We start from the raw sequence: 23,194 nt of genomic DNA, 5'->3' as shown, positions 1-23,194 counted from the left end.
TGAGTTAAACAAAAAGAATGTCCAAGTTTTCAAAATCTGTACCCATGTAAACATAAACTTAGTGCTTGCATGTTTCGCTATGTCGCATATTGTGCGGCCATGTATATAGAACGAGTGCCCAATCGAAACTCTCCGCCCGCCGTCCTCTTGCGGGAGTCGTGGCGGGAAAATGGAAAAGTCCGAAAAAAAACAGTGGCTAATCTGAGCGGATTGCCCGATGAACTCGTCGAGGCGCTTCGGGCGGCCCTCAAGGGCGAATCGATCCCGGCATCGGAAGGGATTGCATCTCTTGAAAAAGCCATATCCATTCATGACGCCCGCCAGCACGGCCATGTTGCAGCCATCCATTCTGTGCTGAAAAAGTCGGGGCTGCTGGGCATGATCGACTCAAAACGTTCCCGTGAAAGGGATGTGGTTGCGGCGATGATTATTGATCGCATTATCAGCGGGGATTCCAAGCTCGCAACGGTTCGCCATTGCGACCCCCAGACCGCTTCAACCTCTCTGGGCGAGCTACTCTCCCTTGAGGATTTGCATGAAAACGAGTGCTATGCGGCAATGGATTGGCTGCTGGAACGACAGGATAAAATCCAAAAGAAACTTGCGAAAAAGCATCTTGCCGACGGCGCCCCCGTACTGTTCGATCTTTCATCCTCCTATTTCGAGGGGCAATGCTGCGAGCTGGCCCAATTCGGGTATTCCCGCGATCATCGGGTGTATCGCAAGCAAGTGAACTACGGAATCTACTGCAACTCCGCTGGTACGCCCGTCGGCGTCGAAGTCCTGGCCGGGAACGAAAGCGACCGCATTGCCTTTCCCATAGCGGTGGAACGGGTGCGAAAGGATTTCAACCACAAGAATGTCATCTTCATTGGCGACCGCGGAATGATCAGCGGAAAAGCCATCGACGAATACCTTCGCGACGAAGAAGGCGCGGACTGGATCACGGCGCTCAATGCCGCCTCCATTGCAAAGCTTGAACGGTGCGGGAGCATCCAGCTCACGTTCTTCGACGAATGCGACCTCGCGAGCATAACCCACCCCGACTACCCGGACGAACGCCTCGTCGTCTGCCGCAACCCCGACCTCGCCAAACGCCGCTCAAAAAGGCGCGAAGCCCTTTTGCAAGCCACCGAAAAACTTCTCGCCGAAATCATCAAAAAGGTCGAACGCAAAAACAAACCCCTGCGCGGCAAGGATGCGATCGGGGTGGAGGTCGGCAAAATCATCAACAAGAAAAAGATGGCGAAACACTTCAACCTCACCATCGAGGACGACACCTTCGCCTTTGACCGCAACGAAGAAAAGATCCGTTCCGAATCCGCCACCGACGGCCTCTATGTCATCCGCAGCAGCGTCGACAAAACCCGTATGACCGACCAGGAACTCGTGGCCAACTATAAAAACCTCGAAATGGTCGAACGCGCCTTCCGCTCCCTCAAATCCATCGACCTAAACGTCCGCCCCATCTATCACCGCCTTGACAACCGAGTCCGCGCGCACATCTTCATCTGCATGCTCGCCTACCACATCGAGCACCAAATGCGCAGCCAGCTAGCGCCCCTGCTTTTCGCCGACGAACAAAAAGAAACCGCGGCCGAACGCGATAGCGTCGTCGACCCCGTCAAACGCTCCGACTCCGCCAAGAAAAAAGACCAAACCCGCCGCACCCCGGACGGGCAGCATCCCATATCGAGCTTTCGCGACATTCTCAACACCCTATCCGCCATCACCCGCTCGCGGGTCAAAGTGGAAGGCCATAAAAAAGGAGACTTCAAAACCACCTCAACCCCGACTCCCTACCAGCAAAAAATACTAGAATGGCTTGGAGCAACGCGAGGAATGTAGCCAGCAGCAAGAAAAGCGTATTTGTGCAACCGACTCACAGTCGGATAGATACGCATATTCATGCCGAGAAGTTCGGCCTAAACCATGAGAGAAAACTGGGGCGTGATGCATACTGGTTCAGATGAAGGCTGTTTTGTATCTTTCCGTGAGCTTGTCCCCGATCGTCAAAACTCCCATTACTCCCAAAACTATGGTGAATCATAGGGAGTATGAATTGTCTTGGCGACAAGACTAGTGAGGAAGTGCTGGCGGGGGATGGATTCGAACTATCGATTCCCACGCCTCTGTATCAGTTTTTACTTAAGTCCTTGTATATGTTGCTCTTAAGATGTTTTTACTTGGCGTTCTCCGCTCTGGTCAAAATGATTTTTAGGAGCAGTTTAGGAGTTTCGAAACTCCCTTCCCCGCTCGAAAAGGTGTACAAGACAGCGTCTTGGTTGCTGTTGTTTAGGAGAAATCTGTTAAAAACTTCCCCTCTGAGTATGTATTTGTCATGGGGGGCTGTAACCTCCTGATTATCAGTCATATATGAGTCATGGTAGCCCCGCCCCCCACGACCCCCTCGAAAGGGGGGTGAATTAAGTTGGTTTTGTTAGTTATCAGAGATGTGGTGGCGTGGAGGTTCAGTATTCGTCTGCTACTTTGATGGTGTTGCTGCCGTAAAACGGGTTGCGCCCATGTCTTCCTTCGTTTGTTGAGGTCGTTAGGGTTCTAGCGAGACAGAAATCCTGTGACATGTTAGGTTGTTTTTAAATGAGTGAAGAGTGGGAAACTAGACAGACGTTGTTGATGCGGGCAAAGAACCAGAACGATCATGCGGCCTGGGAGGAGTTTGTGGCGTACTACCGCGATTTTATCTATATGGTGCTGCATCAAATGAACCTGTACTCGATCGATATTGATGATCTGGCGCAGGAGATTTTAATTAAGATCTGGAAGAGCCTGCCGAACCATATCTACGACAAGGATCGGGCGCGCTTCCGTACATGGCTCAGCCGCCTGATCCGCAACCAGGTGCTTGACTACATTCGTGCAACGCAGCGCCGTACCCGTAAGCATACCGCCGCTGCGGAGGACGATGCGGTGGGTAGCATGTCCGTAATTACGGAGCCGGATGTGGAGAAGATTATCCAACAAGAGTGGGAAGTTTACATCGTACAATTGGCGCTGAAGAATGTTTCCTCCCTGTTTTCCGAACGGGCGATCGAGGCATTCTCGATGAGCATTGACGGGAAGAGCACTGAACAGATTGCCAAGCATCTCGGTGTAAAGCCCAACTCGGTGGTCAAGCTGAAGAACCGGGTAAAGGAACGCCTCGTCAAAGAAATTCATCATTTGCGCAACGAATTGGAGTCGGTGTGAATACGCAGTATTCCAGAGACAACAAATTTGGCGACATGGCGCGTCGGCTTTCTTCGCTCTATAAAGAAGGAGTTGCCGATTTAGAAGAGGCGCAAGGCGCGATCTATTCGGAACTGCGTCGTTCGGGCGATCGCTATACCGATGCGGAAGTGCTGGCACGCGGGGGGATGAAAAAGGTGAGCCGGGTTTTCGACACGAAGACCGGGCGGCAAGTGGCCATGGCGGAGCTTAGGGCGAATGCGCCTGCGGAACTTTATGAACCGTTCCTGCGCGAAGCGCGGCTGACGGCCCTGCTGGATCACCCGAACATTATTTCGGTTCACGATATTGGGCTTTCTCCGGACGGTCTGCCGTTCTTTACAATGGATTTGAAGCGGGGTGATTCGCTGGCGGATGTCCTTAAAAAGAACCGGGTGTCGCAAATCACGCTGCTCGAAATTTTCGTCAAGCTCTGCGACGCGATCTCCTATGCCCATTCGCAGAAGGTGATGCACCTGGATCTGAAGCCGGACAATATCCAGATCGGGCGTTTCGGCGAGGTCTTTATTTGCGATTGGGGTTTGGGCAAGGTTATCGGTTCCGACGAGAGCGAAGGGAAGGAATTCGACGAGATTCTGTTCAATCCTGACCTGCTCAACAATATGACGCTTTCCGGGGAGTTGAAGGGCACGCCCGGCTATATGGCGCCGGAGCAATTCCAGAAGAATGGCGCTAAAACTTTTCAAACCGACATCTATGCTCTGGGGTGCATTCTTTACGCCATTCTAACCCAGCAACCGCCTTTGAAAGGAAGTCCCGAAGAAATTCAAGAGCTGACCCTTACGGGAAAAATCGTATCCCCGACATCTGCATTCCCGAAAAAAAACATTACGAAAGGACTGAACGCGGTGGTTATGAAAGCCCTCGCCTTAAAGCCGGTCAATCGCTACGGATCTGTGGCCGCGCTGCGCGACGATGTGAAAAGCTATCTGTCCGGCTTTTCAACCACTGCTGAAAATGCAGGATTCATCAAGGAAGCGTCTTTGTTCTACAAGCGCAACCGGGCGGCCTGTTTGGTGGCGCTTCTGGCAGTCACCATTATTGTGGTCACGACGGGGCTGTTCATTGGTGAGCTGCAGAACAGCATTGTGGAAATCCGCCGCTCCAACGAGCTTGCCGAAACCAAACGACATGAAGCGGAGGTGGCTTCCAAACAATACCGCGACGAGCTGACGCGCAATATGCGCCTGATGGGCAGTTTGTCGGGCAACCTGAAAGCGGAGTCCTACGAACTTTCCCGCACATTCATTTATTCCGATCCCGTAAAGGCCGTTGAGCTTTCCATTCAACGGTTGGAACTCCTGGCGAGCCGGGATCCCTCTGCCAATGTTGGATCGCAAATCGGCTATGCCCGTTTTATCATGCAGGATTTTGCCACAGCCAATGAATACTTCGATACCGACAAGAAGATTCATGCTGATTTGTATCCAATATCTCTCCGGTTTGAAGCCGTTAAGACCAACGAATGGTTAAGCATCGAGCAACTGGCCGAACTGATGGGGAATCTGAAGAAACAGGAGTTCAGACGAAAGCCGCTGATGGAAAAGATGCTCGTCTTCGATTATGCGGTGCGCGAAGACAAAACGGGATACGAGCAGGTGGTGGAGGCGGTTTTGTCCGGTTGGAACCAGCGGTGGACCCAAGGACGTTTTGAATATGATCCGCGCAAGGCGTCACTGTTGTTGCGCGGCGGCCAGTTGAAAGAGTTTGCGATCATTTCTGAAGACACCTCCGGGGAAAGTCCGCTGCGTTTTCTAAACATTAAGTCGCTGGACGCGCGGGAGACCGGCTTGCATGATCTCAACCAGATTAAAGACCTTCCCCTTGAGACGCTGGATATCCGGCGAACAAAAGTCAGCGACCTGAGGCCCATCAACCATTTTCCATCGTTGAGAACCCTGATCGTCGGTCGCGACCAGTTTGCCTCAGGACGGCTCGCGGGCTTGCCCAAGACGCTAAAGGTTAGCGTTCGCGACTAGGCGGTCTTGCCCGAATTAAAGAAATCAATCCCGAAACCATGCCGAGTGTCGTTATGAGTGGTATGAAAGAGAGATTGTGCAGATGAAGAAACGGGTTGTGGCTTTTGCGGTTTCGATAGCCTTGGCATCCTTGGCGAATCGGATGGGTTTTGACGAGGACTGGAAATTTATCCAGCAGGATGTGCCGGGCGCCGAGCAGGCGGGCTTTGACGATGAGAGCTGGCGGGTGCTTGATGTTCCGCACGACTGGAGCATCGAGGGCGAATACAGCAAGGATAACCCCATGGGGGCCGGTGGCGGCTATCTGCCGGCGGGCATCGGGTGGTACCGCAAGACCATTCCCGTTTCCAACGATTGGAAGGGAAAGCACGTCGAGATTGCGTTCGACGGCATCTACATGAACAGCACCGTCTGGGCAAACGGCCGAAAGCTTGGCACGCGGCCGTATGGCTGGAGTTCGTTCGCATACGACATCAGCGACATCGTCCAAAGCTCGGAAACGATCACCTTTGCCGTGCGCGCCGACAACGAAAAGCAGCCCTCGGCGCGCTGGTACACCGGCAGCGGCATCTATGCCCACACCTGGATCGATGTGAAGCAAAAGGTGCATGTGGCGAACGACGGCATTTTCATCCGCACGAAGGGTGGCACGGTTGAACTCGACGCGGAAATCCGCAACGCCACCGAAAGGATGCAGAACATCGCGGTCGAAGTTTCCATTATTGATCCCAATGGCAGGGAAGTGCTGAAAAAGCGCAATCCAGTCAAAGTCGCATCTGGTGGTCTTCAGGTTTCAAGTTTCAAGTTTCAGGTTTCCTCGCCGCTTTTCTGGGACGTTGATTCCCCGAACCTGTATCAAGCAGTCACAACGCTTAAGGTTGCAGGAACAACGATCGGCGCGGCGACAACCACCCGGTTCGGTATTCGCGATGTGGAATGGAAACCGGAAAGCGGTATGTGGCTGAACGGAAAAAACGTAAAGCTGCAGGGGGTGTGCAATCATCAGGATGCCGGGGCTTTAGGTGTTGCGGTGCCGGACAAGGTGCTGCGGTTCCGCATCGAGCAGTTGAAAAAGATGGGCTGCAATGCCATCCGGACGGCGCACAATCCCCAGACGCCGATCTTTTACGATATTTGCGACGAAGTCGGAATGCTGGTAATGGACGAAATTTTTGACGGCTGGCTGAAGAAAGCGAAGCACGACTATGGCGCACATTTTTTTGACGAGTGGTGGGAGCGCGATCTGACCGATTGGATCAAGCGCGACCGCAACCATCCGTCCGTTGTGATCTACAGCGTGGGTAACGAGACCCATGGCAAGGTCGGCAAGAATCTGGTGGAGCGTTGCCATGAGCTCGATCCAACCCGCCCGGTCACGTCGGGCCACTCCGGATCAGAATTCATGGATGTATTCGGGGTGAACGGGGGCAGCGAAAAAAAAGGCTGGTTTAATCGGCTCAAAAAAGACCGGGTGTTTATCGGCACAGAAAACACGCACACCTGGCAGGTGCGCGGCTTTTACCGCACAAAGACCTGGTATCGCGATGGCTATCCGAACGCCCGGCAGGGGGTTCATGAGACTCCCGATCTGACCGCCGAGGAAGTGTTTTCCAATGATTGGACGGACGAGGCCGGGCGTAGCAACCGCAAGCAGATTTTTAATTCCAGCTATGACAACGCCACGGTGCGTTTGAACTCGCGTCAGAATATCGAGCAGCTCCGGGACATTCCAAACTATGCGGGATCGTTCCGCTGGACGGGCTACGATTATATTGGCGAAGCCAGCTATGTACACGGGGGTTGGCCGTTCAAGGCCTTCATGGGCGGGGCCATCGATCTGGCCAACTTCGAGAAGGATTTGTATTACCTCTACCAAAGCCAGTGGACCAAAGAGCCGATGGTGCACATTCTGCCGCACTGGACGCACCCGAAGGTGAAAGAGGGTACGGAGATTCCGGTGTGGGTCTATTCCAACTGCGAGGCGGTTGAATTGTTTTTCAACGGGCAGTCGCTGGGCAAAAAACGGCCTGGAACCAAGTCGAATGAAATGCAGTGCCAGTGGTTGGTGCCGTGGCAAGCCGGCGAACTAAAGGCCCTTGGATTCAACAAGGGCAGGGTGGTGGTCGAGGAAATCATCCGCACGGCCGCTGCGCCGGCGCGCATTGCGTTGTCGATCGATGGCGAACCGCTCGTGGCCGAAGGCAAGGACATGGTGCAGGTGCGCGTGACAACGACGGATGAAAAGGACGCGTTTTATCCCTATGGCGAAAACCGCACTCATTTCCGTGTGATCGGCCCGGGGCGGATCCGCGCGCTCGATAACGGCAGCCCGATTGATGTTGAAAGGCATTTTGACGCAAAGGACCGGATTGCGTTCTACGGCTTGACGCGCGCCTATATTGAATCGACCGGCGAAGCGGGGGATATCACGCTGCTGGCCAGTTGCATCCTTGGTGAAAAGAAGCAGGTGACCTCGAATAAGGTGAACATTGATGCGCAACTTCTTTCATTGCGCGGGCCGCTTCCAACCCTTGGAATCGAAATTTTCTATACGCTCGATGGCTCCGCGCCCACCATGCAGTCTATTCGCTATGCTGAGGCCTTCGCCGTTGAGTTGGGCACCACCGTAAAAGCATTGGTTGCGGTGGGTGGGAAACCGTTCCAAACACTGGAAGAACGCTTCGCGGCCGACGAAGGCTTTGTATGGAATGAGGTGCAGACCACGGCCGGGCTTGGGGGCGATCAGGCTGAGGACGCAACGCTTAATGGTGCGCGGATTGCTTCCAAAGGAAAAAACTTCAATGGAAGAGGGTTCGTTGATTTTGGCCATACCAAGGGCGCCTATGTGGAATGGTACCAGGAAAACGACGGCGATGCCGGCATGGCGGATCTCACGATCCGCTACAGCGGAAAAGCCGAAGGGCGTCCAGGACGTGCGTTCAAGTTAACCGTGAACGGGAAAACGATTAAGGAAAAACTGCTGCTCCCTAATACGAAGGACTGGGGCTCGGACTGGAAGACCGTCACCGTCAAGATTCCGCTCGGACGCGGTGCTAACACAATTCGGCTCACCACGGTGGAAAGCGGCGGGATGTATATCGACGAAATCACGGTTCGATAAGGGGCAGGTTTATGAATCAGTCTATTCAAACACTAGTGTGCGGAACGTTTCTGTTGGTGACGACGTTCCGGGCAACTGGCGCGGAAGAGTTGGCCAGCCGGGAAGAACTGTATGCCGGAAAGGAGTTCTCGAAGGCATTCGTTAATCCGCCGGATGATCCTGAACGACCCAACGTCTTATTGATCGGGGACTCGATATCCATCGGCTACACGGTCGAAGTTCGGAAACGGCTGAAGGGAAAGGCCGATGTGTACCGAATTCCAACCAATGGAAAATTTGCTGCATATGGCTTGGACAACCTGGACCTGTGGCTTGGAGGTCGGTCCTGGGATGTCATTCATTACAACTGGGGGCTGTGGGATATCTGCTACCGGAATCCGGAATCAACAAACCAGGGACACCGGGATAAGGTGAGCGGAACGCTGACCGCCACCCCGGATCAATACAGGCAGAGCATGGAAAAGATTGTTTCCCGGTTTCGGAAAACGGATGCAAAACTAATCTGGTGCTCGACGACTCCCGTCCCGGAGTGTGAGGCTGGCCGAAAAGCGGGGGATGAAATCAAATGCAATTTGATTGCTGAAAAAATCATGAAGAAGCATGGGATCTCGATCAATGACCTGCATGCGTATGCGCTCTTGCGGTTGTCGGAGATTCAGCAGAAAAAAGGCGATGTCCATTTCTCCGCACAGGGCTACAGTTATTTGGCAGAGAAGGTTGTCCTTGAAGTTTCTACGACACTGTCTGAATAGCGAATAAATAAGGAATAAGTTGATGGTTGAATTATTTGGAATATTGCTCATCACCATGGTGTTTGCATCCACGGGGTTGTCTGCGAACGATGCAACTGGAACCGTTGAAATAACCCATTCCCCTTTGGAGGGTATTGGGCAGGAAAAGGGCGTTATGCGCCGTGACCCGAGCGACATCATCAAGGTCGGCGACCTCTACTATGTCTGGTATTCAAAAGGAAAAATTGCTCCCGGCTATGATGCGACCGTCTGGTACGCGACTTCACCGGATGGCCATGTCTGGACGGAAAAAGGAATGGCCCTCGCGAAAGGCGAGCCCGGAAGTTGGGAAGGGGAAAGCGTGTTTACGCCCAATATTCTTGTTGCCGAGGGGAAATATTGGTTGTTCTACACTGGGGTGTCGCGAAAGTTTGAAAAGGGCTATAATCCGGATTCAAAAATCGGCATCGCGGTATCGGATTCACCCGATGGTCCATGGGAGCGGCTCGCCACCAATCCGGCGTTGAAAAACAGCGATAAGCCGGAGGATTTTGACAGTCACCTCATCGATGATGCCTGCTTGATCGTGCGCGATGGAAAATATTGGTTTTATTACAAAGGACGGCAGTTGGGAAAAGGTCCGGGGCAAACCCAAATGGGTCTGGCGATTGCGGATCATCCGCAGGGCCCTTATGTGAGGCACGAGGCTAATCCGGTGATTTCCGGCAACCACGAAGTGCTGGTTTGGCCGCAGGGCAAAGGCGTTGCCGCCATGATCGGCACGACCGGTCCGAAGCATATCAAGAATACGATCCAGTATGCTGAAGATGGGGTTCATTTTTCAAAAACCCATGATGTTAAAAACGGACCATGGGCCGGCGGTGCCTATCGTCCCGAGGCGTTCACGCAGAGCGGTACCGGCGACCTCCCGAAATGGGGCGTCGAGATTGGAAAAGCAAAAGGACAACTTCCGTTTATTCGGCGGTTTGACCTTGTCGCAGGAGAATAGATGAAGGCTTCGTTTGTCATTGTAATGGCGAGTGCACTGGCCACGGCGAATTTGTTCGCGGAAATGGCCTCGGGCGGCGGTCATGCCATGATCCTTCGGCCCCGCGAAAGCAATCCGTTGAAGTCGTATGACGGCAGTTGGGAGTCGTTGCAGCAGATGCCGGTTCCGGCCTGGTTCGATGACGGGAAGATCGGCATCAGCCCGCAGCGGTCGAAGGGCGTGGCCGGGAGCTGCGATGCGGACGGTCAGGTGCTGACCATCGTTACCTATAACGTGCAGGCGGCGCCCAACGGATTCGTGAATTCCATGTGGGAGCACCAAAAGGAACCCTATAAGGGCGATGTGATCAACTCGTACAACGACGGATCGCCGGAACCGGGCAAGCCGCCGCTGGGGCCGTTCTATGAAATCGAAACCTCATCGCCCGCCACTGCGCTCAAACCCGGCGAAACCATGAAGCACGTCCAGCGAACCCTGCACTTCCAAAGTTCGGAAAAGCTGCTCGACCCCATCGCCCGTCGCATGCTGGGTGTGGGGTTGGAGAAAATCAAAGCGGCAAATCACTAACTACTACTTAAAACGCAACTTAGAAGCAGAAGGGTTAGGCAGAATGATTTTAGGGCAAAATAATTTCAAACTCTGGAGCAGTGAAAATTATTCTGCCGCCCAATTGTGCTGCCCAACTGATTGGAGAAAGCGGGAATAATGAAAATGGAAACACGAATCAAAACCGTCGTCGGTTCAGTGGCTCTGTTAAGCCTGATCGGCAGTTCTTTTGCTAAACAGGAACCCCTTAATATTTCGGGCGTCTATCCGCACTTGACGATGTTCAACAAACATGGCGAATGCGGTTCGGGCGCGGTCGTTCCGTGGGCGGGCAAATTATGGGCGATCACCTATGGTCCGCACATGCCCAATGGCTCTTCCGACAAGCTCTATGAAATTGCCCCCGACCTGAAACAGACCATCCGCCCCGAAAGCATCGGTGGCACCCCCGCCAACCGCATGATTCATAAAGAGTCCAACCAGCTCTTTATTGGGCCGTATGTCATCAGTGGGGAAGGGGACGTTCGAGTCATTCCTGTGAAAAATATGCCCGGCCGCCTCACTGGAAATGCGCGGCACCTAACCGATCCCTCCGGAAAAATCTATTACGCCACAATGGAGGAAGGGCTCTATTCCTTAGACGTCAACACGCTGGCCGTTAAGGAGCTTATTGCGGATGGGAACAGAAAACAGCCTTTGCAAAACGGTGTTGTTTCCCATCTCCCCGGCTATCACGGCAAAGGCCTCTATTCAGGACAAGGCCGCGTGGTCTATGCCAACAACGGCGAAAAGAGCACAGCCGCAAAAGCGAATCCCACAACGCCGTCCGGCGCGCTTGCGCAGTGGTTTGGGGAAGGCGACTGGCAGCTCGTCCGGCGCAACCAGTTCACGGAACTCACGGGCCCGAATGGAATTCATGGCAGTGAAAATCCGAAAACCGACCCCATTTGGGGCATGGGCTGGGACGCCCGCTCGCTGCTGCTCGGGTTGCTTGAAGACGGCGGATGGAGTTTTTACCGCTTGCCGAAGGGCAGCCACTCCTACGACGGCGCACACGGCTGGAACACCGAATGGCCGCGCATTCGCGAGATCGCCGAAGCCGATCTGCTCGCCACCATGCATGGAACCTTCTGGAAGTTCCCGGCCACCTTTTCCAAAGCAAACTCGGCAGGCATCGCGCCGCGCTCCAACTACCTCAAGGTGATCGGCGACTTTTGCCGTTGGAACGACAACGTCGTGATGGGTTGCGACGACTCGGCAAAGGCTGAGTTTCTGAACACGCGATCTTTCAAGGCAAAGCACGGCGCACCGAAACAGTCCAATTCGAACCTCTGGTTCGTCGAACCGGAACAACTCGATGGCTTCGGCCCGGTTATCGGGCGCGGCTCGGTCTGGCTGCGCGACGAGGTCAAAGTCAATACGCCCAGCGATCCCTACCTTTTCTCCGGCTACGACCATCGGCAGCTTTGCCTGACGCATTCGACGCTTTCGCCCGTCACATTCACCCTCGAAGTGGATACAACGGGGACCGGCGCATGGACAACGCTTCGCCGCATTACGCTGAAACCCAACGGCACGGAAATTCTCTTTTTCGATGAAGAGGAAGCCGGTACATGGATTCGGTTGGCGGCGAATAAAAATGCCACGGGCGTCACCGCCCATTTCCAATACCGCACCCGCGACCCGCGCACCGCGCAAAACGATCCGCTGTTCAACGGTATTGCGATCCCGGAGAAAGATGCCGCAACCGCCGGCGTCATGCGCAGCCTTGCGTACAATAGGCTAGGTCTTGCCCTTGCCGACGGCGGGTACTATGAACTGAATCCGAAAATGGAATTCACTAAAGTCAATGACGACAAAAAGGCTGCAGAATTGATCAAAGCAGTCGCCCAGCCTGCCAAGGCGTTCAGCGTCGATGCCGCATCGGCCATCATGGAAGAGGACGGTAAACGTTACCGTTTTCCGAAGAGCGATGCCTTCTCGGAAGACGGCTCACGTGTCTGCCGCGAAGTGGCCACGGAGCGCGATCTGCTCAACCTGCACGGCACCTTCTACGAACTGCCCGCGCGTAACGCGCAGGGCATGGCTAAGATTCGACCTGTCGCCACGCATAACCTGGCCATCCACGATTTTTGCTCCCACAACGGACTGCTTTTGTTCACTGGCCTCAATGACGGCGCAGCAGACGGGCATATCTTCCGCAGCGCCGATGGGAAAGCCGCCGTCTGGGCGGGGGTGGTCGACGACCTTTGGAAGCTCGGCAAGCCACGTGGCGAAGGCGGCCCGTGGAAAGATACCGCCGTCAAGGCCGGCGTCCCGTCCGATCCGTATATCATGACCGCCTACGACAAAAAGAGCGTCAAACTTTCCGCTTCCACTGCAACGCGCATCACGCTGGAAGTCGATATCGACGGAACGGGTCTGTGGGTTCCATACAAGACCTTCGAGGTGAAAGCCGGTGAAATGGTTTTACATGAATTTCCTGAAGCCTTCAGCGCTTACTGGGTACGGGCAACGAGCGACCACGATACCACCGCCATAACATGGTTTGTTTATGAATAAACCTGGGGGTTTGAAGAGAGTAATCCGGTCGCCCGCCGCTTGCGTTGTGTGATGCGTTAACGAACACTTGGAGAATGGATGATGTGTAAAAGACTAATGATTGCAGCCACGGCATTCCTGCTGTCGGTGAGTGCGTTCTCCTCGGTTGGGGCCGGAGAGCCTGTTTCGGTTGAATCGCTCTTGAACGAGATGGTGGACCGCTATGCCGTGGCGCGTTATCCGGAAGCGGATTTCCGACTGAAGCAGCACAGCAGCTACAATCGGGCGTCCAAGACGCCGGATGATCCTGAGGGGTGGTTTAACAACAAGGACAACAATACGAACGACAAGCATGACAGTTTTATTCGCATCGAAGAAAACAACGGACAAAAAGAATGGGTATTGATGGATCATCAGGGGCCGGGCGCGATCGTGCGCACGTGGATGCCTTGGCGAAATCCTAAGAACGGCGGTGCCGGCATTAACATGAAGATCTATCTGGACGGTTCCGATGAGCCGGCGCTTGAGGGCAACATGCTGGGCATGTTTGATGGGACGGGTATAATTCCATATCCTTTTGCCCATCCGTCCCTACGGTCATCTGTAAACTTTTTTCCGATTCCCTATGCGAAAAGCTGCAAGGTCACCACGGATAAAATGCCGTTTTTCTATATTTTCACGTTTCGTGAATATGATGAAAGTACACCGATCAAAACCTTCACGATGGATGATTTTGAGGCGGCCAGGGGTTTGACCGAAACTACGGGCAAGGCACTCTTGAACCCGGTCGCATCCGGTGCGGGTGAGCCGCTTCGTTTCAGTGCCAAGCTGGTAAGTCAGGAAGAGAAATCGATTGAGCTTCCGGCGGGCGGGGCTTCTGTGCGGGAACTTACAGTGAAGCTGGGCAGTTATGAGAATCTAGATGTGACGCGTCAGGTCATTCTCAAGATGGAATTTGACGGAAAGGAAACGGTATGGTGTCCAATTGGGGATTTTTTTGGTTCGGGAATCGGCCTGAATCCGGTGCAGGGCTGGTACCGCACGGTGGCGGAAAACGGAACCATGAGTTGCCGCTGGGTTATGCCCTACCAAAAGGGCGGCAAGGTTTCGCTGCTGAACCTCAGTGGTGCTCCGGTGGATGCTGAACTGGAAGTCAAAACCGGGGAGTGGGCCTGGGATGATCGTTCTATGTATTTCCACGCGGGCTGGCGCGGGCAGTATCCTGTTCCGACACGCCCGTATTCGGATTGGAACTATGTTGCGCTTAAGGGCCGAGGCGTGTATGTCGGCGATACCCTGACCATCATGAATCCGGTTGCGAGATGGTGGGGCGAAGGCGACGAAAAAATCTGGGTCGACGGGGAAGGTTTTCCGTCACTCTTCGGCACGGGAACGGAGGACTACTACGCCTATTCATGGGGAGGGCAGAGCACGGACTTTTATGAGCACCCATTCCACGCACAGCCAATGGCGTATAAATATAACAAGCTGAACCGTAAAACCGCCGAAAATGAACGCAATTCTATGGGCTACAGTGTAGAGACGCGCAGCCGCTCGCTAGATACCATGCCCTTCGGCAGTTCGCTGAAGCTGGATATGGAGGTCTGGTCCTGGACGGATTGCGATATGGGCTACGGCGTCGGGGCTTATTGGTATGGCTTCGTCGATACCACGTCCAACCGGAAACCGGAACCGGAAGAGGTGCTGAATGTTCCGCCGCTTCCGGATATGGATGGTGTTGCGCCGGAAGCTGCGACTACACCGTTTAAGGGTGCGGTCGAGATTGCCCCGAAGCTTGTCGTTTCCAAACCGGATACAATCGTACTCAAACCGCAGGATTTGAAAAAGATGAAGCTCAAGGGGGCATGGAACTCAGGGAATCATCTGCTGTTCAGGAACGCCCGGATTGGCGATGGGATTGAGATTCGCATCCCGGCCGCCAGTCCGGTTGCTGAAAAGTTGACCCTGCATGCCACGAAATCAAAGGACTTCGGTATTTTGCGTATCTCCGTGAACGGCAAACCTGCCGGTGTGGATGTAGATTTGTATGCCGCCAAGCCGGTTCCGTCCGGAGCGATCGAGCTGGGAGCCTTCGATCCGGTCGACAGCGCCTATGTGCTGCGCATCGAATTGGTTGGGGTGAACTCGAAAAGCAAAGGAACGTTCTTCGGTCTCGATTGTGTGACGCTGGTTGAAGCGAAATAGTTGAGAAATCGTATGAAACACGCTGCACTGAAAATACGAGTCTTATTGCATGCCCTCTTGCTGTTGGCGGGAGCCGTGATTGCGGAACAATCTCCCAACATTGTTTTGATTTTTACCGATGATCTCGGTTACGGCGATCTGAGTTGCTATGGAGCAACCAAGTTGAAAACGCCGAATATTGATAAGCTTGCCGTCGAAGGCCGCCGCTTTACCGATGCGCATTCGGCCTCTGCGGTTTGTACGCCTTCGCGCTATGCCCTGCTGACGGGCGACTATCCGCATCGGAGAAATCTTCGCAGTCCCGTCTTCCTGAAAAGCGGCCTGGTGATTGATGCAGAACGGCAGACATTGGCCGATGTCATTAAGGAAGCCGGCTATGCGACCGCCTGTATCGGCAAGTGGCATTTGGGGTTTGGTGAAAAAACGCCCGATTGGAACGGCGAGTTGAAGCCGGGGCCGCTTGAGCTCGGCTTTGATTATTATTTCGGTGTGCCGACGGTAAACAGCCACCCTCCGTTTGTTTATGTTGAAAACCATCGGGTCGTGGGGCTGCTGCCGGAGGATCCTTTTGTCTATGGCAAAAAAGCAAAGACCCAGGAGATTCATGAAAAAATGAGGCTCGACGAGATCGGTGGAGCCGACGCGTCTCACGCGCTTTATGACGATTATTTTGTGGGAACGAAGCTGACCGAAAAAGCGGTCGAGTGGATTAAAGCCCGGAAGAAGAAACCCTTCTTCCTCTATCTGGCCACTACGAATATTCATCACCCCTTTACTCCGGCTCCCCGTTTTCAGGGAACCAGCGAGTGTGGTCTCTATGGCGACTTTGTCCATGAACTCGACTGGATTGTGGGCGAGGTGATGAAGACGCTCGAAGAGCAGGGCGTGGCCGACAATACGCTCGTTATTTTTACCAGCGACAATGGCGGCATGTTTAACGTTACCGCTCAGGATGCCTGGGACGTGGGGCACCACCTCAATGGTGAACTGCTCGGCTTTAAGTTCGGTGCATGGGAAGGGGGACACCGCGTTCCCTTCATTGCTAAATGGCCGGGAAAAATTGAAGCAGGCTCTGTTTCAAAACAGCTCGTATGCAATGTCGACATGGTGGCAACAATTGCCGCGCTGACCGGGGTGGAGATTCAGGAGGGGCAGGCGCGCGATAGTGTGAATATGCTGCCGGCGCTGTTGGGCACTCCGGCGGAATCAGTGCGCAAGGATCTCGTCATTGCACCGAACAAGCTCAACTGTCTCTCTGTTCGCAAAGGCAAATGGATGTATATCGGAGGGAAAGGCAGCGGCGGATTCAACGGCACCAGGCGCGGTGTACATAGTTTTGCGGGACCGGCCGCCATCACGTATGCCGGTTATACAAACAGCGACATTGCTAACGGCAAGATCAAAAAGGGTGCGCCGTCCGCTCAGCTCTATAATCTGGAAAAAGATCCGCAGCAGACGACCAACCTTTATCGTGAGTATCCCGAGGTCGCGAAGGAGTTATCTGCTCTTTTGGCGACATACAAGGGCCCCGAGACGGAAAAGAAAAAATAAGGGAGCACTCGATGGAGATAATGATGAAAATGAAAACACTGCTGATCTGTTTGTTCGTGCTGCCCATACTGGCTTTGGCGCAGCCCGCTGGATTTGATTTTGAGTATGTGGGGCCAGCGGTGCAGACGGAGGGCATGCATGTCTGGGGTTCATCGCCGGTAATCGGTCCTGATGGAAAGGTTCACGTCTATGTGGCGCGGTGGCCGTTTGATTCACAGCCCAATTTTAATGGATGGTATAAAGACTGCGGAATTGCACACTATGTGGGCGATAAGCCGGAAGGGCCGTTCGAGTTTGTTCGTGTGGCCGTAGCGGATCAGGACGGCACCTTCAACGCGCCGCATAACCCGACCATTCAGCACATGGACGGAAAATATGTGCTCTGCTTTATCGTGAATGAAAACGACAAGCTGAAGACCCAGCGCATCATCATGTTAGTGGCCGATGATCTGAACGATACGTGGCAACCCGCTGCGGGGGCGGAAGAGGACGGAACCATTCTGCGCAAGTCAGCGGATTCCAATGATTGGAATCATACCGCAAAGCTGGGGGTCTCGAATCCGTCGCTGATCAAATTCAACGGCAAATACATGCTCTACATAAAATCCGTCATTCCAAAGGGCGGTTACACCTACGGTGTCGCGGTGTCGTCTAAACTTGAAGGACCTTATAAAAATCATCCGAAAAAGGTGACGGACGGAGGGATCGAAGATGCCTATGCGTTTACGATGGACGACACGGTTTACCTGCTTAGTCGCAATTTCGGGCATATAAAGGGGGGCTCTCACGGCGGCGGTCTCCTTTGGAGGTCCGAGGATGGTTTCTGGTTCCCGAAGGGCGATGTGGAGCTGTCCTTTAAACCTTTGTCGCATTATGTCGGCACTGCAGCTCTGAAAAACGGCACGAAATATCGGCCGCCGGCTAAGGTGAAGGACTATTCCGGCCGTCTGGAACGTCCGCAGATCCTGATGATTGATGGAGAGCCCGCCTATGTTTATATGGCGACCGGAATCAGCACCCGGGACGGATACGGCAGTTGCTCACATGTGTTCAGGATGAAGAAGCGTTGATTAATGATATGCATGACGCTTTAAAACATCATTGTTGCATATTCCTGCTCATGGCAACTGTGTTGAATAGTCGTGGAGCTGAAGGTCTGGCCAGTCAGACCGAGCTGTATACAGGGAAGGAATTTTCCAAGGCTTTTGCTAACCCGGAGGATGATCCGGCCCGTCCGGATATCCTGTTGATCGGGGATTCAATATCTATTGGCTACACGGTCGATGTGCGCAAGAAACTAAAGGGAAGGGCCGATGTGTTCCGCATTCCAACCAATGGAAAGTATGCCGCTTTCGGCGTGGAAAACCTGGACCAGTGGTTGGGTAAGCGCAAATGGGATGTCATCCATTTCAACTGGGGCCTTTGGGATATCTGCTACCGGAACCCGGAATCAAAAAACCAGGGGCATCGGGATAAAGAAAAGGGATCGCTGACTGCGACGCCGGAGCAATATCGAAAGAGCATGGACGCGATTGTGGCCCGGTTGAAGCAGACGGATGCCGTGCTGATTTGGTGCACAACAACTCCTGTACCGGAATTTGAAGCGGGTCGTAAGGTCGGAGATGAAATCAGGTACAATGGGATTGTTGAAGAGATTGCGATTAAGCATGGCATCCGGATAAATGATCTTCACTCCCATGCGCTTTTAAAGCTCCCTGAGGTACAGAAGAAAAAAGGGGATGTCCATTTTACGAATGAGGGGTATATCTATCTGGCTGGTAAAGTTGCTCAGGAGATAGCTGCGGTAATTTCAGAATGAGGAAGGGATTTAAAATGAAAGCATATGTTGGGTTCGTTATTTTTTGTTTCATGGCAACCATGTCTGCACGCGCTGCGTTGCCGAACGTGGTGGTCTTTCTGGTTGATGACCTGGGCTACATGGACGTGGGGGCCAACAATCCGAACTGTTTTTATGACACGCCGAATATTGACCGTTTGGCAAAGTCGGGTATGCGCTTTACAGATGGCTATGCGGCCAATCCGGTTTGTTCGCCAACGCGCTACAGCCTGATGACGGGGAAATATCCTACCCGTGCACGTGCGACCCAGTTCTTTGGGGGGAAAAACCGGGCGGAAAAATTCAATCCAGCCCCTTTTAACGACAATATGCCGCTGGATGAAATCACCATCGCACAGGCGTTGAAGGCCAAGGGCTATGCCACCTTCTATGCCGGAAAATGGCATCTGGGGGAATCCGAGGAGTACTATCCCCAGAACCGGGGCTTCGACGTCAACATTGGCGGGTGGAAAAAGGGCGGACCTTATACAGGGGGAAGATATTTCGCACCGTTCAAAAATCCGGAAATCAAGGAAGAGAGCCCGGATGGGGAACATCTTCCTGCTCGGTTGGTGCGGGAAACCGCAGGCTTCATTGAGCAGAATAAAGACAACCCCTTCTTCGCGTATCTCGCATTCTATTCCGTACATACGCCCCTGATGGGGCGCCCCGATCTCGAGGCGAAATATAAAAAGAAAGCCGCAAAAATTTCCGGTGATGGATTTGCTGAAGAAGAGCAGGTATGGCCGACGAACAAGCCTCGCAACGTTCGCGTGCTGCAGAAGCACGCGGTTTATGCCGCCATGGTGGAGGCGATGGACGAAGCGGTCGGAACGGTTCTCCAACAGTTGGAAGATTCGGGCGTGGCAGACCGTACGATCGTTATTTTCACCTCCGATAACGGGGGGCTTTCCACTTCGGAAGGATCGCCGACGAGCAACCTTCCGTTGCGCGGCGGGAAGGGATGGGTCTACGAAGGCGGCATTCGCGAGCCGTGGATCGTACGCTATCCCGGGGTCACTCGCCCCAATTCGATCAGTACCGAACCGATCTGCTCAATCGATCTGTTCCCGACGGTCGCGGCGGTTGCAGGAGCTGACGTGAAACACGAAATTGACGGGATCAATATTCTGCCGGCGCTCAAGGGCGGGACGCTGAACCGGGAATCGCTTTTCTGGCATTATCCGCATTATGCGAATCAGGGCGGTTTTCCCGGCGGGGCCATTCGAGAGGGAGACTATAAGCTGGTGGAACGCTATGAAGACGGGCAGGTGCACCTCTATGATTTGAAACAGGATATCGGCGAGCAGAACGATCTAGCCGCGAAATATCCTGAGAAGGTGGAACAGATGCGCAAGCGCCTGCATGCCTGGTATGAATCGGTCGATGCTCAGTTTCTTCGCGAGAAAGACGGAAACGCGCCTTGGCACCCTTAACCCCGGAAAAGAAGCTAACGGATGCGGACGACGATGAAGAGGATCTGGTTGAGTTGTTTTGTGCTGGTTTCAGTGGTCGCCTATGGCGGAGCCACCTGGGAAAAACAACAGGCAGTTGCCGAAAAAGCTGCCGCTGAATATCAGGCGAAATATCCTGATGTCAGCTCGGATAAAATCGTTTTCAAAACGGTTTCGCTTCCGGATGGCCGTATGTTGGAACTGGATTTTCGGATCGAACGCCCGAAGGAAGGCGGACCGTTCCCGGTGGTCTTCTATGTTCATGGCGGCGGCTGGGTTTCCGGCAGCAAGTCCGTATTTACACATCAGTCGTTTGTCTTGGCAGAACACGGAATGGCCGGGGTGCGTCTGGAATACCGCTGGAAAAGTCAGGGTGCGAAAGTTACAGAGGCCCTCAGCGATGTCATGGATGCCATTGATTATGTCCGACAGCATGCTGCCGAGTTGAACCTCGATTTTTCCAGGGTCGGATTAGCGGGCAGTTCGGCGGGCGGGCACCTTTCGGCCCTTGCGGCCCAGATGACGCCGGAGTGCATCTGCTACGACGGGTATAACGGATTGTTTGATGCCTTCAACCGGGATCGCAGTCGTTTCGGTGGCGGAAACTATACCGGCACGACCGAAAAGGAAAAAAAGGCGGCCTCTGCTCTGTACAATATTAAGACACCGCCGCCGGACACATTTCTCTACCACGGCACAGCTGATACCACGATTGATATCCGGCAGTCATACCGGTTTGCAGAGGCCCTGCGCAAAAAGGGCGGTGCGGCCGAGGTGCTGGTCTATGAAGGGGCCGGACACGCTTTCTGTAATAAAGAACCGTATCTGACAGCGACCACCGAGGCGCTGCTGGCACATACGGCGAACGTCTTTGGACTGACGGATAAAAAGCCAGTGCTTTCCGACGATGTCCTTACGCTGAACAATGACCCAGATAATAGATAGCTAAATCAGAAAATTGACTGTTGCTGATAGGAATGGTCCTCGTCGTGAAAACATAGTCAGTGACCTGCTGCTGTAACCATCTTCCAAAATGACGAACCGAGCCAGTGGCGAGCTGGGCTGGAGGAACGACAGCAACGAAGCGCAAATCATAGAGCCGGCTCGTCGTGGCATGTATTTTTATTCCGCAAGCTCGATTCTGAATGAGGCCATGTCGCAATTTGTCGCGATACTCTGACACGAAATGTCGCAATACTATTTGATGAATTCATAATTCGATTGACGGGCTGAACCCGTGATGCGAATAAGGTTGAGCTCGATCAGGCCGTTCATATCCCGTTGTAAAGTCCGGCGGGTTACGCCGGGACAAAGTTCTTCAACTTTAGAAATATGCACAGAAGTGCTCTTCATTAACAAATCGAGCGCTTTTGTTTGGCGCTCATTCAGTCCGTATTTTTGCACAAGAACATCACGGCGGATGACCTGTTCTCCACGTTCTTTCACTTCGATCATTTGGGTTTCGAGACCGGTGATGAAGTAGTCGAGCCAGTTGGTCATATCCATACTGTTTTCGCGGACGCTCTGGATCTTTTTGTAGAAGGTAGGCCGGTCTCGGTCGTAGTATTCGCTGATGGTGAATAGGCGCTTGAAGTCGTAGCCAGCTTTGTACAGGCAGAGGGTCGACAGCAAACGGGATGCGCGGCCGTTGCCATCCAAAAAAGGATGGATATGTACTAGTTGAAACTGGGCGATGCCGCTTATCAGCACGGGATGGATATCCAGCTCGGCATTCAGCCACTTTACCATTTCCGACATCATGATCGGCACTTCGACGGCCGAAGGCGGGGTATAGATGACTTCGCCAGTTGCAGCGTTGGCAACATAGTTCTGAAGTCGGCGATAATTGCCGGGGTCGGCTTTACCCCCACGAACACCTTCCACTAATTTTCGGTGAATCTCCCGAATCATTCGTTCATGGATCGGGTCTCCACTGTCCAGGCACTCAGAAACATATTCAAAAGCAGAACGGTAATTTAATAGCTCGCGTGTATCATCAGGGTCAGCTTCTGGGACGGCTTCGCCGCGCCATAACCGCTCCGCCTGATCCAACGTCAAATGCGTTCCTTCAATATGGGTCGTGTGATGCGCCTCTTTGATCAACGCCTCAGCGCCCATGTCCCGCACCCAGTCCTCCGACAACCGCGCCGCTTCCAAAAATCCGCGCGCTCGTTCAATCTGCGTAATTGCGGACGTCATTCGGTTGGTGATTGTGAATTTTGGGTTGAATGAGTTCATGATGATTAAACGACCGACTGAGTGGGTATGCCTTCAGAAATCAAACGTTCAGCCAAAAGATTGTTCTGCCCGTCTAGCAACAGGGCAATAAACTGCTCATCGCGCTTTCCTTCAAATTTGGGGTAACAATAGGCTGCAATCGCCTCTGCGGAATCAAACGACATCGGTAGAACATTCAGCCTGCGCACACGTTTCCCGATTTCGATGGCAGCTTTGAGCTGAGCGGTCTTGGCAATGCCCAACCCTTTAATTGCCATGATTTCTTCGGTGTGTGCTCTATCGATTCCTTGAAGTCCGCCCAATTCATCAACGAGTAAGCGTCCCATATCGATGGCTGAAGAACCTTCATTGCCGACTCGAAGGAGAATCGCCACGAGTTCCGCATCAGTCAGGGACTCTGCTCCGCATTGAATCAATTTCTCTCGTGGCCGTTCCCCTTCAGGCCATTTTCGAATGGGAAAGCGTTCAGTCATGAAGTGCTCCCTTTTCGCGTTGTTCTTTGCAGAAGGAGACAAATTGTTTTTTGGCCAATTTAGAAGGTGACGTCTTGCCATTCTCCCAACGATTCACCGTAGCGAAGCTGACACCAAGAGCATGAGCAAAATCTTCCTGACTTAATTTGAGCTGCGAACGGACGGTTTTTACGTGTGCACCAAAATTGTTCTGTTCATCGTTCATGATTTCACTTTCCTCCGCACTTGATAGGTAACAGGAAATATAGCATCCGTTATGT

Annotated in this window: 16 protein-coding genes and 1 pseudogene; 14 read left to right on the top strand and 3 right to left on the bottom strand. The window is 53.3% G+C overall.

The window, feature by feature from the left end; translation table 11 throughout:
- Positions 1-192: 192 nt before the first annotated feature.
- From SCARR_RS07180 to SCARR_RS07115, 14 genes and pseudogenes are all read left to right on the top strand, one after another.
- Entirely contained in the window at positions 193-1,848 is a 1,656-nt protein-coding gene (locus SCARR_RS07180; RefSeq protein WP_222846215.1) for an IS1634 family transposase, read from the top strand.
- A 753-nt stretch (positions 1,849-2,601) separates the two neighbouring features.
- The gene (locus tag SCARR_RS07175; protein WP_136060813.1) at positions 2,602-3,210 is read left to right on the top strand and encodes an RNA polymerase sigma factor; all 609 of its coding nucleotides are present in this window, start codon (positions 2,602-2,604) and stop codon (positions 3,208-3,210) included.
- Complete coding sequence (locus SCARR_RS07170; protein ID WP_136060812.1) at positions 3,207-5,228, top strand: serine/threonine-protein kinase; 2,022 nt, start codon at positions 3,207-3,209, stop codon at positions 5,226-5,228. Before SCARR_RS07175 ends, SCARR_RS07170 begins: the two co-directional genes overlap by 4 nt.
- Before the next feature lie 82 nt (positions 5,229-5,310).
- On the top strand, positions 5,311-8,349 hold the full coding sequence (locus tag SCARR_RS07165; RefSeq protein WP_136060811.1) for a glycoside hydrolase family 2 TIM barrel-domain containing protein: 3,039 nt from the start codon (positions 5,311-5,313) through the stop codon (positions 8,347-8,349).
- An 11-nt stretch (positions 8,350-8,360) separates the two neighbouring features.
- Entirely contained in the window at positions 8,361-9,101 is a 741-nt protein-coding gene (locus tag SCARR_RS07160; RefSeq protein ID WP_136060810.1) for an SGNH/GDSL hydrolase family protein, read from the top strand.
- A 55-nt stretch (positions 9,102-9,156) separates the two neighbouring features.
- Positions 9,157-10,089, top strand: a complete 933-nt coding sequence (locus tag SCARR_RS07155; protein ID WP_342803689.1) for a family 43 glycosylhydrolase — start codon at positions 9,157-9,159, stop codon at positions 10,087-10,089.
- A 183-nt stretch (positions 10,090-10,272) separates the two neighbouring features.
- Positions 10,273-10,656, top strand: a pseudogene (locus tag SCARR_RS07150) (DUF6786 family protein); the annotation flags it as partial.
- A gap of 138 nt (positions 10,657-10,794) precedes the next feature.
- Positions 10,795-13,197 carry a hypothetical protein gene (locus SCARR_RS07145; RefSeq protein ID WP_222846213.1) on the top strand — a complete coding sequence of 801 codons (2,403 nt, stop codon included), beginning with the start codon at positions 10,795-10,797 and terminating at the stop codon, positions 13,195-13,197.
- Between the two features lie 189 nt (positions 13,198-13,386).
- The gene (locus SCARR_RS07140) at positions 13,387-15,381 is read left to right on the top strand and encodes a DUF2961 domain-containing protein (RefSeq protein WP_136062129.1); all 1,995 of its coding nucleotides are present in this window, start codon (positions 13,387-13,389) and stop codon (positions 15,379-15,381) included.
- A 12-nt stretch (positions 15,382-15,393) separates the two neighbouring features.
- Complete coding sequence (locus SCARR_RS07135; protein WP_136060807.1) at positions 15,394-16,932, top strand: sulfatase family protein; 1,539 nt, start codon at positions 15,394-15,396, stop codon at positions 16,930-16,932.
- A 20-nt stretch (positions 16,933-16,952) separates the two neighbouring features.
- Complete coding sequence (locus SCARR_RS07130; RefSeq protein ID WP_222846211.1) at positions 16,953-18,002, top strand: glycoside hydrolase family protein; 1,050 nt, start codon at positions 16,953-16,955, stop codon at positions 18,000-18,002.
- A gap of 59 nt (positions 18,003-18,061) precedes the next feature.
- The gene (locus SCARR_RS07125) at positions 18,062-18,751 is read left to right on the top strand and encodes an SGNH/GDSL hydrolase family protein (protein ID WP_342803688.1); all 690 of its coding nucleotides are present in this window, start codon (positions 18,062-18,064) and stop codon (positions 18,749-18,751) included.
- Positions 18,752-18,801: 50 nt separating this feature from the next.
- On the top strand, positions 18,802-20,205 hold the full coding sequence (locus SCARR_RS07120) for a sulfatase (RefSeq protein ID WP_342803687.1): 1,404 nt from the start codon (positions 18,802-18,804) through the stop codon (positions 20,203-20,205).
- A 33-nt stretch (positions 20,206-20,238) separates the two neighbouring features.
- A complete protein-coding gene (locus tag SCARR_RS07115) occupies positions 20,239-21,168 on the top strand; it encodes an alpha/beta hydrolase (protein ID WP_168433083.1) in 930 nt (309 codons plus the stop codon).
- Positions 21,169-21,420: 252 nt separating this feature from the next.
- On the opposite strand, the gene SCARR_RS07110 is transcribed toward SCARR_RS07115, so the two are convergent.
- The 3 genes from SCARR_RS07110 to SCARR_RS07100 are packed head-to-tail and all read right to left on the bottom strand — an operon-like array spanning position 21,421 to position 23,139.
- Positions 21,421-22,461 carry a Fic family protein gene (locus SCARR_RS07110; RefSeq protein ID WP_136060802.1) on the bottom strand — a complete coding sequence of 347 codons (1,041 nt, stop codon included), beginning with the start codon at positions 22,459-22,461 and terminating at the stop codon, positions 21,421-21,423.
- 5 nt (positions 22,462-22,466) lie between these two features.
- The gene (locus SCARR_RS07105) at positions 22,467-22,934 is read right to left on the bottom strand and encodes a JAB domain-containing protein (RefSeq protein ID WP_168433082.1); all 468 of its coding nucleotides are present in this window, start codon (positions 22,932-22,934) and stop codon (positions 22,467-22,469) included.
- On the bottom strand, positions 22,927-23,139 hold the full coding sequence (locus tag SCARR_RS07100) for a helix-turn-helix domain-containing protein (RefSeq protein ID WP_136060800.1): 213 nt from the start codon (positions 23,137-23,139) through the stop codon (positions 22,927-22,929). The genes SCARR_RS07105 and SCARR_RS07100 overlap by 8 nt, the downstream gene beginning before the upstream one ends.
- Positions 23,140-23,194: the final 55 nt, after the last annotated feature.

Source organism: Pontiella sulfatireligans, from assembly GCF_900890705.1.
Taxonomy (GTDB): Bacteria; Verrucomicrobiota; Kiritimatiellia; order Kiritimatiellales; family Pontiellaceae; genus Pontiella; species Pontiella sulfatireligans.
Note: the sequence above shows the minus strand (reverse complement) of the source record. Positions and strands in the feature narration are given on the sequence as shown.